Origin of the sequence: Nocardia otitidiscaviarum NBRC 14405 (genome assembly GCF_000308635.1) — a bacterium.
Taxonomy (GTDB): domain Bacteria; phylum Actinomycetota; class Actinomycetes; order Mycobacteriales; family Mycobacteriaceae; genus Nocardia; species Nocardia otitidiscaviarum.
Genome location: NZ_BAGD01000097.1, coordinates 89,869 through 105,863 on the forward strand (window position 1 = coordinate 89,869; position 15,995 = coordinate 105,863).

At 70.0% G+C, this 15,995-nt stretch carries 17 protein-coding genes and 1 pseudogene; 2 read left to right on the forward strand and 16 right to left on the reverse strand.

Translation table 11 applies throughout. The features are described 5' to 3' along the window. Positions 1–40 precede the first annotated feature (40 nt). Positions 41–598: pseudogene (locus ON31_RS37605) on the forward strand (M23 family metallopeptidase); the annotation flags it as partial. Positions 599–708: 110 nt separating this feature from the next. On the opposite strand, the gene ON31_RS38595 reads toward ON31_RS37605, so the two are convergent. The 3 genes from ON31_RS38595 to ON31_RS38085 form a co-directional block, all read right to left on the reverse strand. Then, the gene (locus ON31_RS38595) at positions 709–966 is read right to left on the reverse strand and encodes a hypothetical protein (RefSeq protein ID WP_370450456.1); all 258 of its coding nucleotides are present in this window, start codon (positions 964–966) and stop codon (positions 709–711) included. 77 nt (positions 967–1,043) lie between these two features. Then, on the reverse strand, positions 1,044–1,400 hold the full coding sequence (locus ON31_RS21130; protein WP_029930006.1) for a YidH family protein: 357 nt from the start codon (positions 1,398–1,400) through the stop codon (positions 1,044–1,046). Positions 1,401–1,496: 96 nt separating this feature from the next. Then, positions 1,497–1,631, reverse strand: a complete 135-nt coding sequence (locus ON31_RS38085; protein ID WP_255222191.1) for a hypothetical protein — start codon at positions 1,629–1,631, stop codon at positions 1,497–1,499. 51 nt (positions 1,632–1,682) lie between these two features. Between ON31_RS38085 and ON31_RS21135 the strand changes: the two genes are divergently transcribed. Next, positions 1,683–2,204 carry a DUF1990 domain-containing protein gene (locus ON31_RS21135; protein ID WP_039816090.1) on the forward strand — a complete coding sequence of 174 codons (522 nt, stop codon included), beginning with the start codon at positions 1,683–1,685 and terminating at the stop codon, positions 2,202–2,204. On the opposite strand, the gene ON31_RS21140 is transcribed toward ON31_RS21135, so the two are convergent. The 13 genes from ON31_RS21140 to trmD form a co-directional block, all read right to left on the reverse strand. Next, on the reverse strand, positions 2,195–2,506 hold the full coding sequence (locus tag ON31_RS21140) for a nuclear transport factor 2 family protein (RefSeq protein WP_029930010.1): 312 nt from the start codon (positions 2,504–2,506) through the stop codon (positions 2,195–2,197). The genes ON31_RS21135 and ON31_RS21140 overlap by 10 nt on opposite strands. Before the next feature lie 90 nt (positions 2,507–2,596). Continuing rightward, the gene (locus ON31_RS21145) at positions 2,597–3,373 is read right to left on the reverse strand and encodes a siderophore-interacting protein (protein ID WP_039816336.1); all 777 of its coding nucleotides are present in this window, start codon (positions 3,371–3,373) and stop codon (positions 2,597–2,599) included. Positions 3,374–3,478: 105 nt separating this feature from the next. Beyond that, complete coding sequence (locus ON31_RS21150) at positions 3,479–4,402, reverse strand: tyrosine recombinase XerC (protein ID WP_029930013.1); 924 nt, start codon at positions 4,400–4,402, stop codon at positions 3,479–3,481. 609 nt (positions 4,403–5,011) lie between these two features. Continuing rightward, positions 5,012–6,130: a DNA-processing protein DprA gene (dprA, locus tag ON31_RS21155; RefSeq protein ID WP_039816092.1), complete on the reverse strand. Its 1,119-nt coding sequence runs from the start codon at positions 6,128–6,130 to the stop codon at positions 5,012–5,014. Positions 6,131–6,747: 617 nt separating this feature from the next. Beyond that, entirely contained in the window at positions 6,748–8,256 is a 1,509-nt protein-coding gene (locus ON31_RS21160; RefSeq protein ID WP_029930017.1) for a YifB family Mg chelatase-like AAA ATPase, read from the reverse strand. Then, positions 8,256–8,654 carry a YraN family protein gene (locus ON31_RS35745; RefSeq protein ID WP_085996466.1) on the reverse strand — a complete coding sequence of 133 codons (399 nt, stop codon included), beginning with the start codon at positions 8,652–8,654 and terminating at the stop codon, positions 8,256–8,258. The genes ON31_RS21160 and ON31_RS35745 overlap by 1 nt, the downstream gene beginning before the upstream one ends. Positions 8,655–8,923: 269 nt before the next feature. After that, on the reverse strand, positions 8,924–9,229 hold the full coding sequence (locus ON31_RS21170; RefSeq protein WP_011210678.1) for a DUF2469 domain-containing protein: 306 nt from the start codon (positions 9,227–9,229) through the stop codon (positions 8,924–8,926). A 53-nt stretch (positions 9,230–9,282) separates the two neighbouring features. Beyond that, a complete protein-coding gene (locus ON31_RS21175) occupies positions 9,283–9,972 on the reverse strand; it encodes a ribonuclease HII (protein WP_255222201.1) in 690 nt (229 codons plus the stop codon). A gap of 144 nt (positions 9,973–10,116) precedes the next feature. Then, positions 10,117–10,905 carry a signal peptidase I gene (gene lepB / locus ON31_RS21180; protein ID WP_039816093.1) on the reverse strand — a complete coding sequence of 263 codons (789 nt, stop codon included), beginning with the start codon at positions 10,903–10,905 and terminating at the stop codon, positions 10,117–10,119. Between the two features lie 96 nt (positions 10,906–11,001). Continuing rightward, complete coding sequence (gene rplS, locus ON31_RS21185) at positions 11,002–11,343, reverse strand: 50S ribosomal protein L19 (protein ID WP_029930025.1); 342 nt, start codon at positions 11,341–11,343, stop codon at positions 11,002–11,004. Between the two features lie 208 nt (positions 11,344–11,551). Further along, a complete protein-coding gene (locus ON31_RS21190; protein WP_039816343.1) occupies positions 11,552–12,412 on the reverse strand; it encodes a hypothetical protein in 861 nt (286 codons plus the stop codon). A gap of 379 nt (positions 12,413–12,791) precedes the next feature. Beyond that, complete coding sequence (locus ON31_RS21195) at positions 12,792–15,188, reverse strand: Tex family protein (RefSeq protein ID WP_051037556.1); 2,397 nt, start codon at positions 15,186–15,188, stop codon at positions 12,792–12,794. Between the two features lie 120 nt (positions 15,189–15,308). Then, positions 15,309–15,992 (reverse strand): tRNA (guanosine(37)-N1)-methyltransferase TrmD, encoded by a 684-nt coding sequence (gene trmD, locus ON31_RS21200; RefSeq protein ID WP_039816346.1) that lies wholly within the window; start codon positions 15,990–15,992, stop codon positions 15,309–15,311. Positions 15,993–15,995: the final 3 nt, after the last annotated feature.

Consider the following 15,995-nt stretch of genomic DNA (forward strand, 5'->3'; position numbering starts at 1 on the left):
CGGGATTCCATCGCCGACCTGCCGATACGACGCTGGATACATGTATCGGATCACAACGCCCAGCCAGGACCGGGTCGCCCGCGACCGGCTCGCGCTGGGCGGGGTCGCTGTCCACCGGCTCGCGCTGGGCCGGGCCGTCCTCGGCTGGCTCGTGCTGACCGCCGCGGTATCGCCCACCGGATCGGCCGCGCCGAAGGACGCGTTCGACTGGCCGCTGCGTCCGCGTCCGGCGGTCGTGCGGGTCTTCGACAATCCGGAGCACGACTGGCTACCCGGACATCGCGGGGTGGACCTGGCCGGTGCCGCCGGACAACCGGTGCTCGCCGCGGCCGACGGGGTGGTGGCTTTCGCCGGAACGGTGGCGGGCAAATCCGTGGTGTCGGTGGACCACGCGGGCGCACTACGCACGACCTACGAGCCGGTGCGGGCCACCACGGCGGCGGGGCGGCGAGTGACACGCGGGACCGTGCTCGGCGTACTGGAGCGCGGCGACCACGGCTGCCCCGGAGTGTGCCTGCACTGGGGGCTGCGACGCGGACGGACGTACCTGGACCCGCTGCCCCTGGTCAGGCCCACGCCGCTGCGCTTGAAGCCACTGGCTGACATCACCGGCACCCCCGCAATCCCCACAGCCGGGCACAACCCACGATTCCCGCAGGCGGGCGCGCACCGCGATCCCCGGCGGCCACGCGTGCACCGCGACGCGGGTCACGGTTCGAGCCGCGACAGTCCGAGGGTGAACACCGCCACCACGCAGGTGACCGCGATGATGGCGAGGGATACCACGACCACCGCGAATCGACCGTCGCTCCAGTTCGCCCGGGGGCGGGTGTGCAGGGTGCGCGCACGGCGCACCCCGACCGCCACCACCAGGACGAGCGCGAGGGCCGCCGCCACCGGGGCGACGGCCGCCGGCCGCCAACCGCTGACCGCGGCCGCGTGCAGCAGCAGAACCGCATTCGCCATCGCGGCCACGGCGGTGCGCCACCACGCCAGTGCGGTCCGCTCCGCCTGAAGGCCCTGTTCGGTCGTCGGAACTCCGCTCACGACAACAGCATTCCGATACCCGACAGCACCGAGATGACGGCGATGCCCGCCGACAGGATGGGCACCATGACCGTGCGCGGCAGCGGATCGCCGCGCCGCATGGCGGCCGTCACCTGCCGCCAGCGCCCGTACGCGCCCACCGCGATGGCGATCGCGAGCACTATGCAGCTCATTCCCACCGCCGTGCGCAGCCCGTGATGCCGGAACGGTCGCACCAACTCGTGCACCGCCACACCGCCCGCCAGCAATCCCAAAGCCGTCCGCATCCAAGCCAGAAAGGTGCGCTCATTGGCGAGTGTGAAGCGGTAGTCCACCTCTTGTTCGTCGTCGTCCACGGGGGTGGGGTGACTCATGGCACCAGTCTCCCCCGGCCGCCGAGCCGATGTCGGAGCACCCGTCGGCGAGTCCGCTGCGAGCAGGCGTCTGTTCGTGCTCCCGCAGCGAGCGACCTACAGCTGCCGGTGTACGGGTCCGGGGCGGCCGACGAGGGCAGTGGCGGCCAGCGAGGTGGCGGCCAGCGATCCGTCTCGGCACCGGAGCGCCGCGCGGCAGGTACGGAATTCGGCCACGGTGGCGAGTGACATAGCTTCCCTGCCGCATTGGCCCGCCGCCATTGCCGACAGCAGGATGGAGCCATGTCGATCCGTCCCGTCCCCACCCCGTTCACCTATCCCGAGGTCGGTGCGACCAAGGGTGAGTTCCCGTCCGGCTACCATCATTTCCGGATTCGCAGCCGGATCGGGTCCGGGCGGGAGCTGTTCGAGCGGGCGGGTGCGGACATTCGGGCGTATCGCATGCAGCGGGGTACCGGGATCTTCCGGGAGGCGAGTACGCCGGTCGCCGAGGTGGGGACGCGGCTCACGGTCCGGCTCGGGGCCGGCCCGGTCGCCATCGTCGCGCCGTGCCAGGTCGTCTATGTGCTGGCGGAACCGAACCGGCTCGGCTTCGCCTACGGCACCCTGCCCGGCCATCCGGAGTGCGGGGAGGAGCTGTTCGCCGTCGAGTACGACCCGGCCGACGAGTCGGTGTACGGCGTGGTCGCGGCGTTCTCCCGGCCCGACACCTGGTACACCCGGCTGGGTGGCCCGGCGGTGCGAATCATCCAGCGCTACATAGCGGGTCGGTACATCGATGCCGTCCGCCCCGGTCAGGCCTGACCGGTCTCGAATCGGCTGATCTTGTCACCGTCCACCTCGAACCGCCAGGCGGTACGCATGGCGCCCCAGCGGCTGTTGGAGTAGTCGGCGACCAGCGCCCGCCCGCCTTCGCTCACCGACTGGATGTCCATCCGTCCGGCGGTATCGAAGATCTCGCTCGCGGTCCACTGCCGTAGATCGCGGTCGGACCCGTCGTCGGACATGGTCGCGTCGGCGGTCAGCACCCCGTAGAAGGCATCGCGGTCGCCCGCATTGAGCGCGTCGACGAACCGCCGCACCACGGGATCGAGTTGGTCGGCCATCGCAAACCCTTTCGACTCGGTGTTCACACATTCCGGTCAGGTACGACTGCACTACCTTCAGCTAACGTACCGCAACCGACGCGAGCGTTCCTATCGAGCCGCGGCGGCCTCGGCCTGTTCGCGCTCGGCCAGATCGGACTTCCACTGACGGAAGCCCTCTTCGGTGCGGCCGCGCCGCCAGTAGCCGGAGATGGAGGATGCCCACTCCGCGGAGATGCCGCGTTCCTTGCGGATATAGGGCCGCAGCTGGTGCATGACCGCCTGGGCCTCGCCGTGGATGAACACCTGCACCTGCCCGTCGAGCCACGGCTCCGCGCGCACGGCCGCCACCAGCTTCTCCCCGGGTGCGGCCGTCCCTCGGTGGATCCAGGTGAGGCGGACGCCGTCGGGGCGTTCGAAGTCGAGTTCGTCGGTGGGACCGGCGATTTCAACGAAGACCCGGCCCACGGCCGAGGCGGGCATGGCCGCGCAGGCCGCCGCGATGGCGGGCAGGGCGGATTCGTCACCGGCCAGCAGATGCCAGTCGGCGTCGGGGCGCGGGGCGTACGCGCCGCCGGGACCGAACATCTCGATGACGTCGCCGGGGCGGGCGGTCGCCGCCCAGGGTCCGGCCACACCCTCATTGCCGTGGTAGACGAAGTCGATGGCGATCTGCTGGGCCTGGGGGTCGACCGAGCGCACGGTATAGGTGCGCATGGTTTCGCCGTCCTCGCCCGGAAACAGCAGTTTGACGTAGGCGTCGGTGAAATCGTTGGGCTGGAACGTGGCGAATTCGGGACCGCCGAGGTGTACGCGAATCAGGTGGTCGGTGAGCCGGTTGGTGCTCTGGACGACGAGTTTCGTCCGAGGACGTGCGGGACGAGCCAAGTGAATCACCTCCGTATTAGGATTACCTAACAAACTGTACGCCTGGCTGACGATAGTTCGCCGATACAGTCGCGATACGACGGTGAGGGATGGATCACAGCGCCCTCAGGCGCGCGGGTGAGCTTGGTCGTGCACCTTCTTCAGACGGTCGATGGAGACGTGGGTGTAGAGCTGCGTGGTGGCCATACTCGCGTGGCCGAGGAGTTCCTGGACGACACGCAGATCCGCGCCGCCCTCCAGCAGATGGGTGGCGGCGGTGTGCCGCAGGCCGTGCGGCCCCATGTCGGGAGCCCCGGGGATGGCCGAGATCACCTCGTGCACAACGGTTCTGGCCTGGCGCTGGTCGATGCGGCGGCCACGGCGGCCGAGCAGCAGGGCACGGCCGGAATCGGCGGTGGCCAGGGCGGGGCGCCCCCGCCGCAACCAGTTCTCCAGGGCGGTGTCCGCCGGGCCGCCGAAGGGCACCGACCGCTCCTTGTTGCCCTTGCCCAGCACCCGCACCAGTCGACGCTCCCGATCGACGTCGTCGACGTCCAGCCCGCACAGCTCACCCACCCGAATTCCGGTGGCGTACAGCAACTCCACGATCAGCCGGTCCCGCAGTGCGAGCGGATCCTCCTGCGCCGCACCGGATTCCGCCGCATCCATGGCCGACCGCGCCTGCTCGCGCCCCAGGACGGCGGGCAGCACCCGATGTGCGCGCGCCGACCCCAGCCGCGGCCCCGGATCGACCGCCAATCGCCCCGTATGCGTCAGCCAGGCGGTGAACGTCCGCGCCGAGGACGCCCGCCGCGCCATGGTGGTCCGCGCCGCCCCCTTGGCCGCCTGCGCGCTCAACCACGACCGCAACAGCGCCACGTCCACCTCCCCCACCCCGGAGTCGGCCGACCGCTGCACCAAATGCTCCAGCAGCGACCGCGCATCCCCCACATAGGCTCGCGCCGTATGCTCCGACCGGTTCCGCCCCAACCGCAGATGCCGCCCGTATTCCACCAGCAACGCATCCAAATCCTCGGGCAGACCACTCATACCCCCATGATTCCCCCTCCCCCGGCCACTCCCGCAAGCGACGCGCCACCGGACCACGCGGCGGCGCGAAGCAGCACAGCGCTACGCCGACCACCAGCCGCGAAGCCAGCGGCCTTCGGCCGTGCGACGCTGCGAGTGCCGTGGCACCCCGTCGGCCGACCGTGACGCGGCCGATTCTCAACTGTCCGGTTCCTGTCGGGCCGCTCCGGCACCACGTTCGGCGGCATCATGCACCACGAGCACGACGGGCGCGACGGCCGGTCCCGACGCCGTCGGCTTCCGGCTCCGCACTCCGCCAAACATCCGGCCCACCGCGCGATCAATACACCGTAGACGGCGTCGCGCAAGTCCTCCGGGGTGAACCCGTCCGGCTCGAGGGTGTCCTGCCAGGCTTCGTATTCGCCGGTAGCACAGCAGACTAACGAGGGGATCATCGGCGACTGGTACGTCACTGCGGTGGAGCACGCGTACGCGGCGGGCACGCGCACGCGGGCGACACGACCGTGGGCGACACGGGCGACACGACCGTGGACGACACGGGCGTAGTTGATCGGATCAGCCGCGACGGCAGGGACAGTGGACCGCCGAACCACGGCGTGACCGGTATGTTCACGGCCGCGCGGCGGCGGCGAGTCGGTACCAGCCGTTCCCGTCGCAGGACACCAGACCGGCGAGTTCCAGGGCGCACAGGGCGGCGCGGACGGCGGGCACGGATAGTCCGGCGTGCTCGGCCAGCAGGCGGGGCAGGCGGGATCCGGTTGTCGGCAGGGCCGTGTAGACGGCGGCTTCGTCGCCGGCCAGGTTGTCCTCCGGGTTCGGCGGGACACTGCCCGGCAGGGAGAGCCGGAATGTGCCCACCTCGTCGACGATGTCCTCCGCGCCGGTGGTGAGCAGGGCCTCGCCCTCGCGGATCATGCGATGGCAGCCGACCGAGGCCGCCGAGGTCACCGGACCGGGGACTGCGAGGGCGGGGCGGCTCAGGCGGCGCGCCCACTTCACGGTGTTGCGGGCGCCGCTGCGCAGCCCGGCCTCGACCACCACCACACCGTCTGCGAGGGCGGCTATCAGCCGGTTTCGGGCGAGGAAGTAGTGCTTGCGGGCGGTGACGCCCGGCGGGTACTCGCTGATCACCAGCCCGGTGTCGGCGATCTCGGCGAGCAGCCGGTCGTGCTGTACGGGGTACGGGCGGTCGACCCCGCATGCCAGGACCGCGACCGTGACGCCCCCGGCCGCGAGCGCCGCCCGATGCGCCATGCCGTCGATGCCGAAGGCGGCACCGGAGACGATCGTCCACCCACGAGCGGCCAGCTCACCGGCGATCTCGCCCGTGACCTGGTTCCCGTATCCGGTGCTGCACCGCGCGCCGACCACTGCCACCGCCTGCTCCGTGCACTCCGCCAACGACCGCGGCCCGCGCACCCACAGCACCAGCGGCACCGCGCCGCCCTCGTCCGCACCCGGATCGAGCTGGCTCAATCCCAGCACCCGCCACGCGGGCCATTCGGCGTCATCGGGCGTCACTACCCGTCCACCGATCCGCTCCATGAGCTCCAGATCCCGTTCGGCCCTGTCGATTCCCCTCCGCGACTCGGTCGGGCCCCGCAGCGTGTCCGGTAACGCGCACTCCCGCACCGCCCGCGCGGCCTCCACCACTCCGACCGATTCGATCAGCGCCGAGAGCGGCGCACACGGCCCTTCGACAACCCGAGACAGGTACACCCACGCCAACCGACGGGCCTCCGAATCAACGTAAGGTACAACGGTTTCGGTGCTCAACGGCACGCCAGCAACGTCGGTTCCACCCACCGCAGCGCTTGCGCTCACCGCACCGGACACCCCCGCCTCCCGCGCCGCGCCCAACCCACCCTGCACTCCCGTGGCACCCGCCACGCCGTTCGTGCTCACCACGCCACTCGCACCCGCCACGCCGCTCATGCTCACCACGCCACTCGCACCCGCCACACCGCTCGTGCTCGCTGTGACTCTCGTGCGCAACTCGCTTGCCGCACTGGCCACGTCGGTATCGGAGGTGTCCCGCTGGCGGCGGAGCGCGGTATCCCGACCATCCGGCGCGCGAGTCTGCCACGCACCCGTATCGGTGCCCGGGTCGGCCGTACCCGAACCGGAAGCGGCTGACCCTGTATCTGGTTCGGTCGGACCCGCATCCGTGCCACCCGCGCACGCCCCTACCCCAGCGGCCGCACATCCAGACGCAGAGGCAGACGCACACGCATCCGAATCCGGCATCGGTACAGACATCGGCGTCGGCGTCGAACACGGTGTGGGAGGCGGTCCAGGCAGCGGCAACGCACACGGCGTGGGACGTGATGCAGGCTGCGGCTCGCTCATGATGTCCCCCGCTGCCGAAAGGTCAATGCCTGCAATACATCCTGCGCGGTGGGCACCTCGCCGCCGCGCAGGTCGCAGATGGTCCAGGCGACGCGGATGGCGCGGTCCGCACCGCGTGCGGACATTCGGCCGTGTTTGAGCGCGTTCTCCACCGGTGCCAGCGCCTCGCGTGGCAACCGGAAGCGTTGCCGCAGCACATGTCCCGGCACTTCGGCATTGAGCGACCAGCCGACCGCCTTCCAGCGGTTGGCCGCGACCTCGCGGGCGGCGGTGACGCGGGCGCGCACGGTTTCACTGCTCTCGGCCTTCTCGCCGCTGAACGCACCCGCCGCCTGCGCGTGCATCTGCACCCAGAGATCGATGCGGTCCATCAGCGGGCCGGACAGTTTGCCCAGGTAGCGGCGACGGGCCAAGGGGGCGCAGATGCAGTCGATATCGCGGGCCGGTGCGCACGGACACGGGTTGGCGGCCAGGATCAGCTGGAACCGCGCGGGGAAGCGCGCGACCCCGTCGCGTCGCGCGATGCGCACCTCGCCTTCTTCCAAAGGCGTTCGGAGAGCTTCCAATACAGCCTTGGAAACCTCCGCGCACTCATCGAGGAAGAGAATGCCGCGGTGCGCCCGGCTGACCGCCCCGGGCCGGGCCGAGGGTGAGCCGCCACCCACCATGGCGCTCACCGATGACGAATGATGCGGCGCGACGAAGGGGGCGACCGTGATCAGTGGGTGGTTGCCGGACAGTGTGCCCGCCACCGAGTGAATGGCCGTCACCTCGAGCGACTCACGTTCGCTCAGCGGCGGCAGCAGCCCCGGAAGTCGCTGGGCCAGCATGGTTTTGCCAATGCCGGGCGGGCCGGTGAGCAGCAGATGGTGCCCGCCCGCGGCGGCCACCTCCAGCGCCCACCGCGCCTCGTCCTGACCGACCACCTCGGTGAGATCACCACCGGTCCAGGTCGGTGCGGGCTGCACGCGGTCGGGGGCGAACAGATCGCCGTCGCCTCGCAGCCAGTCCAGCAGCGCGCGCAGGGTGGGTGCACCCAAGACCTCGATGCCGTCCACCAGTCCGGCCTCGGGCAGGGCCGCCATGGGCACCACCACCGTGGACCGTCCGGCCGTGCGCGCGGCCAGTACGGCGGGCAGTACGCCCCGCACCCGGCGCACCCGACCGTCGAGGGCCAACTCACCCAGCAGCACTGCCTTGGCGAGCCGGTCGACCGGCACCGCGCCCGCCGCATCGAGCACCGCCGTGGCCAGCGCCAGGTCGTACACGCTGCCGACCTTGGGCAGCGTCGCCGGTGACAGCGCGAGCACCACGCGCCCGTCGGGCCACCGCTCCCCCGAGTTGGTGACCGCCGCCCGCACCCGATCCCGTGACTCCTGCAAGGTGGTGTCCGGCCGCCCCACGAGGTGCAGGGACGGCAGCCCCTGCCCGATATCGGCCTCGATCTCGACCAGCTGCCCGTCCACCCCCGCCACCGCCACCGAATACGCCCGCCCCAGCGGCATCAGAACACCCCCGGCAGATGTGTGATCTCCGGTTCCCCGCCGGGCGGCAGCAGCACGGAGACCACGTCGAAACGGATGCGCAGCCACGGCCCGGTCTGCTCCCGCAACCACAGCAGCGCCAGCTGCCGGATGCGCCGCTGCTTGGTGAAGGTCACCGCCTCGGCAGGCAGCCCGAACCCGACACCGCTCCGCGTCTTCACCTCGACGAAGGCCGTGACCTCCGCATCGCGCACGATGAGGTCGAGTTCGCCGTAACGGCACCGCCAGTTGCGAGCGAGCACCTCCATACCCGCGGCCCGCAGATACCGCGCCGCCAGCTCCTCCCCGCGCGCACCCAGCACCTGATTGTGCGGCCCACCGCCTGAACCCTGACCGCACGCTCCACCGCCCGGCGGAATGCCACCCGGCAAACCACCCTCTGGCAGCCCGCCACCCGGCGGGACCGCACCCGGCAGACCGGCGGTCGGCGGACCGGCAGTCGGCGGACCACCGTCCGGGAGCAGTACCGGTGTATGTGCGCCCTCGAGCGCTGGATGCTGTGCCAGCGGATTCTGTGCCATACGACCAGCGTGGGCGGGACCGCGATGGTCCCGCCCACGCTGAGCTGGGAGAACAGAAAGTCTGGGGATATCCGGCCGGGTTGTGGACAACCGGGCCTCCGGACCGCCTACTCAGGCAGCCGCAGGTCGGGTTTCTCCAGCTCTTCGATATTCACGTCCTTGAAGGTGATGACTCGAACATGCTTCACGAAGCGGGCGGGCCGGTACATATCCCAGACCCACGCATCGGACATCCGCACCTCGAAGTACACCTCGCCGTCCGCGTTCTGCGGCCGCAACTCGACCGAGTTGGCGAGGTAGAAGCGGCGCTCGGTCTCCACCACGTACGAGAACTGGCCGACGATGTCCTTGTACTCGCGGTACAGCGAGAGTTCCATCTCGGTTTCGTACTTCTCGAGATCCTCGGCGCTCATCGGGTGGAAAATCCTCCTTCTCGCCACACTGGCCACACTGGCTTATCAGAACATCATCCCGCATACGCGGTATCGGTAGCCACCCGGCCGGTCTCTCGTACGTTTCGCCACGATCGACGGTGCTCGGACGTGGGGCCGAGCCGGTTCAGCGCCTCGGTGTGCTCGGTGGTGTTGTAGCCCTTGTGGGCGGCGAAACCGTACCCCGGGAACTGCCCGTCCAATTCCACCATCATGCGGTCGCGCGTGACCTTGGCCAGCACACTCGCCGCCGCGATACAGGCCGCCGAGGCGTCGCCGCCGATCACCGGCAGCGAGGGTACGGGCAGGCCGGGGACCCGGAACCCGTCGGAGAGCACGTACCCGGGCGCGGGATCCAATCCGGCCACCGCGCGCCGCATGCCCTCGATATTCGCCACGTGGATGCCGATGGCGTCGATCTCCCAGGCCGGGATCACCACCACCCGCCATGCCAGCGCCACCCGCTGGATGACCGGGAACAGCTCCTCCCGCACCGCTTCGGTGAGCTTCTTCGAGTCGTCGAGTCCGGCCAACGCGGGCAGCGGTTTGGGCGGGAGCAGGCAGGCGGCGACCACCAGCGGTCCGGCGGAGGGGCCGCGCCCGGCCTCGTCCACCCCGGCGACCGGACCCAGGCCACCGCGGATCAACGCCGATTCGAGGGTGCGTAGCCCACCGGCCCGGCGCATCACCACCCGCGGCGGCCAGTCACCGCCCTCCCAGCGAATCTTCTTGCCGCTCTGCGCCTTCGCGTTCTTGGAAGTCGCCCCGCCACCGGCCCGTGCAGCGGCGGACCTGCGCACACCGTCGCGCGCGGCGCCCTGGGCCGCGCCATTGCCCGAAGTCCCCACCGGTCGATTATCTCTCCGTGTTCAGTTGGTCTGGGGGTTCTGCGACCGGATCAGTCCGATATGGCTCAGGGGCCAGATCTTGACCACCGCCTTGCCGCGCACATCGTCGATCGGCACGGTGCCGTCCAGTTCGTCGTCCATATGGGCGCGGGAGTCGGCCGACTCGTTGCGGTTGTCGCCCATGACCCACAGGTTGCCCTCCGGCACGGTGACGGGTCCGAATTCCCGCCCCTGGGGGTTCTGGCGGCCGTACGGCAGACCGGGCACATACGGGTACAGGTACTGCGCGTACGGCTCGTCCAGCGGCTTGCCGTCCACGATCACCCGGCCCTGGTCGTCACAGCACTGCACGGTCTGCCCGCCGACCGCGATCACCCGCTTGACCAGGTCGTTCTCATCCGGCGGCACCAGGCCGAAGATGGAGAAGAAGTTCTGCACCCCGCGCACCACGGTGTTCTCGGAGCGGATCGACCGATAGTGCTGGTTCCACGAGTCGGTCGGCCCGACGAAGACCACTACGTCACCGGGCTGGGGATCGCTCCAGTAGTAGCTCAGCTTCTGCACGTAGATGCGGTCGCCGGTGCCGTTGCGGCCGTGCAGGGTCGGCTCCATGGACTGCGAGGGAATGACGTAGGGGCGACCGATGAAGGTCACGACCACGGCGGCGATGATGGCCGCGATACCGATGAGCAGCGGCAGTTCCTGCCAGAACGGCCGCTGCTTCTTCTCCTTCTTTCCCTTCCGCGACGACCGGCTCCTGGGCTGGCCGTCGTCGGAGGAAAGGTTCACCGAGTCGCTCTCGTCTGCCACGCGGAACAGAGTAGCCCGGCACCGCGACTAACCGTGCGGTGCCGGGCTACTCGGCAGTTCCGGTGAGCGCCGTTGCGGCTGCTCGGGAAAGCTACTTCAGCGCTTTTCCTTGATCTTGGCGGCCTTGCCGCGCAGGTCGCGCAGGTAGTACAGCTTGGCGCGACGCACGTCACCGCGGGTCACGACCTCGATCTTGTCGAGGTTGGGGCTGTGCACCGGGAAGGTGCGCTCCACGCCGACACCGAACGACACCTTGCGCACGGTGAAGGTCTCGCGGATGCCGCCGTTCTGACGCCGGATGACGACGCCCTTGAAGACCTGGATGCGCTCCTTGTTGCCTTCGATGACCTTCACGTGCACATTCACGGTGTCACCCGGGCGGAACTCGGGGATATCGCTGCGCAGCGACTTTTCGTCGACGAAGTCGAGGGTGTTCATGTCCGTCCTTTGGGAAGTTCGCGCGAGCAGAGGAACCTGGCGGCACTGGTTGCGCTCGACCGGTTCGTACTCCGGATAATTGGGCGGTGCGTCGGGCGCGATGCGCCCAAGGCAACCTGAGCATTGTGCCAGATGGTCGGGCCGCCCCGGTAATCGGGTCGCCTTCGTCACCGATATCGGCGCGCTGCACCGGCCGCGGTCCGGCAGCTCAGTCGGCGACCTTCCGGCTACCGAGCCGATGCGTCGGCGGCGGCGCGGACGGGGCCGGGAGCACCGTGTGCTCCAACTCCTCCTCGGTGGCCTGCCGCACATGGACGAGATCCGGCTTCCCGGCGATGAGATCCTGCACGAAGATCTTGGCCTGGATGACCGGCCGCCGGTATCGCCGCTCGCGAATGATGGCGCGCCGCATGGTCCTCGGACGGGACCCGTAGCGCCAGCGCGCCCACGGTGATCCGGGGCGGGCCAGGCGCAGCCAGCCGATGACCAGCAGCGGCGGGAAGAACATGCCGAACAGACCGGTCCAGATCTTCCCCTTGGCAATGACGATGGCCGCGAGCAGCAGATTCGTGATGGCGAACACGCCGACCAGCACCCGCGCCGCCGTATCCGGCTCGTGCCGGACATCGTTGAGATCCAGCAGCCACAGCGGATGGAAGCCGAGCAGCAGCAGCCCGGTCACCGCCACGGCCACGAAGACCGCGTCCACGGAGGTGCGCCCCTGCTCCTCCCAGTACACGTCGCGCAGGTAGTAGATGAGCGCGAACTCGTCCAGCACCAGCGCCGCCCCCACGCCGAACACCGCCGCCAGCGCGCTGATGGTGCCGACACCGCTCTCGTACATGGTGACCAGGCCGACCCCGGAGGCCAGCACCATGATCACGCCGAACACCATGTGGTGGATATGGGTGTCCCCCGCCCGCACGTTCCCCGGCCACCACCGCACCTTCGCCCGGATCAACCGGACGCTGACGCGGATCAGCACGAATCCGAGAATGAAGCCGAACAGCAGGCACAGCAGCGGCAATCGTCCGTTCGGGATCACGACATCATCGAGCCACCGCCGCATTTCGTCCATCAGCCCGCTGACTCTCCGCTCCGTGCCCGCCTGTGCGGCCGCCGACGGTACGCGCCGTCGTCACGATCCGTTCGGCCGCCGAGCACCGGACCGCCCTGCCCATTGTGCAGCGGTCGCGAGCCACCGGCCAGCAACGCGGATGCGGCCGACGACGCGGGCGCGATCCGCTCAGCCACCGCCGCGGTAGCCGGGATGCTGCGGTGATCCCGTGTGGCCGTAGGGCGGTACTGCGGACCCGGCTGCCCATACGGATGCGACGGATGGTGGCCGCGCGAGCGCCACTCGCGGCGGTCGCCGCTCCCGTGTGCCGTTCGACACCCGGAGCGGCGACCGCGGCCCTCGGTCCGCCGACCGTCTACCCCGGTGTCTCCTACTTGCCGAATCCCGCGCGGCGCAGGGCATCCGCCATGGCGCCGCTCGGCGCGGGCTGGTTGCGGCGGTCCTGACCGCCGCGCCCCTGACCACCGCGATTGCCGCCCTGGCCGCCGCGCTGCTGCGGACGTCCGCCGCCGTTCGAGCCGCGCTGGCCCTGGCCGCGCGGACGGCCGCCGTCGGCCTGCTTGGCCTGACCCGGCTCGTCGTCGAGGCGCAGCGACAGGCCGATGCGCTGGCGCTGCACATCCACCTCGAGCACCTTGACCTTCACCACGTCACCGGATTTGACGACCTCGCGCGGATCCTTGACGAAATTGTGCGACATGGCCGAGACGTGCACCAGACCGTCCTGATGCACGCCGACGTCGACGAACGCGCCGAAGGCGGCGACATTGGTGACGACGCCCTCGAGCACCATGCCCGGCTTCAGATCGGCGACCTTCTCGATACCGGCGGCGAATTCGGCGGTCTTGAACTCCGGGCGCGGATCGCGGCCGGGCTTCTCGAGTTCGGCGATGATGTCGGTGACGGTGGGGACACCGAACTTCTCATCGGTGAACTCGGCGGGCCGCAGTGCGCGCAGCACCGTGGTGTTGCCGATCAGCTCGGCCATACCGCGACCGGTGGAGTCGAGGATGCGCCGCACCACCGGGTACGCCTCCGGGTGCACCGCGGAGGTGTCGAGCGGATCCTCGCCGCCGCGGATGCGCAGGAAGCCCGCGCACTGCTCGAACGCCTTGGGGCCCAGGCGCGGCACGTCCTTGAGCGCGGCCCGGCTGCGGAACGGGCCGTTCTGATCGCGGTGGGCCACAATGCTTTCCGCCAGCGAGCCGGCGATACCGGAGACCCGCGACAGCAGCGGCACCGACGCCGTGTTGACATCCACGCCGACCGCGTTCACCGCGTCCTCGACCACCGCGCCGAGCGACCGGGCCAGCAGGGTTTCGGACACGTCGTGCTGGTACTGACCGACGCCGATGGATTTGGGGTCGATCTTCACCAGCTCGGCCAGCGGATCCTGGAGACGGCGGGCGATGGAGACCGCACCGCGCAGCGACACATCCAGATCCGGCAGCTCCTGGGTGGCGTACGCCGACGCCGAGTACACCGACGCGCCCGCCTCGGACACCACGATCTTGGTGGGCTTGTTCTCCGGAATGCGCGAGATCAGTTCGGCGGCAAGCGCATCGGTCTCCCGGGAGGCGGTGCCGTTGCCGATGGCGATGAGCTCCACCCCGAAGCGGGCGACCAGTGCGCCCAGCACCGCCAGGGACTTCTCGGTCTGCCCCTGCGGCTTGTGCGGGTAGATGACCTCGGTGGCGACCACCTTGCCGGTGCCGTCCACCACGGCCACCTTGACGCCGGTGCGGTAGCCCGGATCCAGACCCATGGTGGTGCGGGTGCCCGCGGGCGCGGCCAGCAGCAGATCGCGCAGGTTGGCGGCGAACACGTCCACGGCGTCGCGTTCGGCGGACTGCCGCAACCGCATCCGGGTGTCGATGCCCAGGCTCACCTGGAGCTTGGTGCGCCACGCCCACCGCACGGTGTCCAGCAGCCAGGAGTCGGCGGCGCGGCCCTGATCGGCGATGCCGAACTCGAGCGCGATCCGGCCCTCGTAGATGGTGCGTTCGCCGGGGGCGGGCTCTTCCGCATCGGGTTCGAGATGCAGGGTGAGCACCTCTTCCTTCTCCCCGCGCAGCAGCGCCAGGATCCGGTGCGAGGGCAGCTTCTCGAACGGCTCGCTGAAGTCGAAGTAATCGGCGAACTTCGCGCCCGCCTCCTCCTTGCCCGCGCGCACGGTGGAGGTGATCTGTCCCCGGCTCCACATGAGTTCACGCAGTTCACCGACCAGGTCGGCATCCTCGGCGAAGCGTTCCACCAGGATGGCGCGGGCGCCGTCGAGCTGTTCGGCGGTGTACTGGGCGGGGTCGGTGGTCGGGTCGGTCAGCAGCGCGTCGGCCACCGGCTCGTGCCCGGCCTCGCGGGCGATCTGCGCCTTGGTGCGCCGCTTGGGCTTGTACGGCAGGTAGATGTCCTCGAGCCGCGCCTTGGTCTCGGCGAGCATGAGCTGCGCGTGCAGCTCGGCGTCCAATTTGCCCTGGCCGCGAATGGATTCGATGATCGACGCCCGGCGCTCGTCGAGTTCGCGCAGGTAGTGCAGGCGTTCGTCGAGCTGCCGCAGCTGGGCGTCGTCGAGTCCGCCGGTGACCTCCTTGCGGTAGCGCGCGACGAACGGCACGGTCGATCCGCCGTCGAGTAGTTCGACTGCGGCACGCACCTGCTCGTCCCGCACCCCTAGCTCATCGGCGATCCGGCGGCTCACGCTCGCCAGCCCGACGGTGCTCGGAGTTCCGGTGCTGTCTGCGTTGACGGTTTCGGAGGCTGTCGTCACGCCCGCAGACACTACCCGCGGCGGGTGACGCCGCGTCGAGGTGCCACTCCCGAAGCGCCGTGGCGGCACGCGAAACCGGTGGGCCGAATCCGCGAGCCGACGGCACGGCGCGGCGACGAGTCAGTCCGGCGGCAGCAGATCGGGGCGGCGTTCCCGGGTGCGCCGCAACGATTGTTCGCGACGCCAGGCGTCGATCTTGGCGTGATTGCCCGAGAGCAGGACGTCCGGGACGTCCAGACCGCGCCAGGAGACCGGGCGGGTGTAGCTGGGCCCTTCGAGCAGGCCGTCGGAGAACGAATCCTGTTCGTGGGACTGCTGATTGCCCAGGACGCCCGGAACGAGGCGGACGACGGCCTCGGTCATCACGAGAACCGCGGCCTCGCCGCCGATCAGCACGTAGTCGCCGATGCTCACCTCTTCGACCCGCACCCGGCGGGCGGCGTCGTCGAACACACGCTGGTCGATGCCCTCGTAGCGGCCGCAGGCGAAGACGAGATGCTTTTCGGCGGACCATCTTCGGGCGGTCGCCTGGGTGAACGGCACCCCGGCCGGGGTGGGGACCACGAGCAGCGCGTCGTCCGGGCACACCGCGTCCAGCGCGTCACCCCACACCACGGGTTTCATGACCATGCCGGGGCCGCCGCCGTAGGGCGAATCGTCCACGGCCTTGTGCACGTCGTGCGTCCAGTCGCGCAGATCGTGCACGCCGACCTCGAGGATGCCCTTCTCGACCGCCTTGCCCAGCAAGGCCGTTCGCAGGGGCTCCAGATATTCGGGGAAGATGGTGACGACGTCGATACGCATGGC

What these genes read in the sequence shown, in the direction of transcription:
- ON31_RS38595 (WP_370450456.1), bottom strand. Translation starts at nt 966, where the DNA reads ATGGCGAATGCGGTTCTGCTGCTGCACGCGGCCGCGGTCAGCGGTTGG.
- ON31_RS21130 (WP_029930006.1), bottom strand. Translation starts at nt 1,400, where the DNA reads ATGAGTCACCCCACCCCCGTGGACGACGACGAACAAGAGGTGGACTAC.
- ON31_RS38085 (WP_255222191.1), bottom strand. Translation starts at nt 1,631, where the DNA reads ATGTCACTCGCCACCGTGGCCGAATTCCGTACCTGCCGCGCGGCGCTC.
- ON31_RS21135 (WP_039816090.1), top strand. Translation starts at nt 1,683, where the DNA reads ATGTCGATCCGTCCCGTCCCCACCCCGTTCACCTATCCCGAGGTCGGT.
- ON31_RS21140 (WP_029930010.1), bottom strand. Translation starts at nt 2,506, where the DNA reads ATGGCCGACCAACTCGATCCCGTGGTGCGGCGGTTCGTCGACGCGCTC.
- ON31_RS21150 (WP_029930013.1), bottom strand. Translation starts at nt 4,402, where the DNA reads ATGAGTGGTCTGCCCGAGGATTTGGATGCGTTGCTGGTGGAATACGGG.
- ON31_RS21160 (WP_029930017.1), bottom strand. Translation starts at nt 8,256, where the DNA reads ATGCCGCTGGGGCGGGCGTATTCGGTGGCGGTGGCGGGGGTGGACGGG.
- ON31_RS21170 (WP_011210678.1), bottom strand. Translation starts at nt 9,229, where the DNA reads ATGAGCGCCGAGGATCTCGAGAAGTACGAAACCGAGATGGAACTCTCG.
- rplS (WP_029930025.1), bottom strand. Translation starts at nt 11,343, where the DNA reads ATGAACACCCTCGACTTCGTCGACGAAAAGTCGCTGCGCAGCGATATC.
- ON31_RS21190 (WP_039816343.1), bottom strand. Translation starts at nt 12,412, where the DNA reads ATGCGGCGGTGGCTCGATGATGTCGTGATCCCGAACGGACGATTGCCG.
- trmD (WP_039816346.1), bottom strand. Translation starts at nt 15,992, where the DNA reads ATGCGTATCGACGTCGTCACCATCTTCCCCGAATATCTGGAGCCCCTG.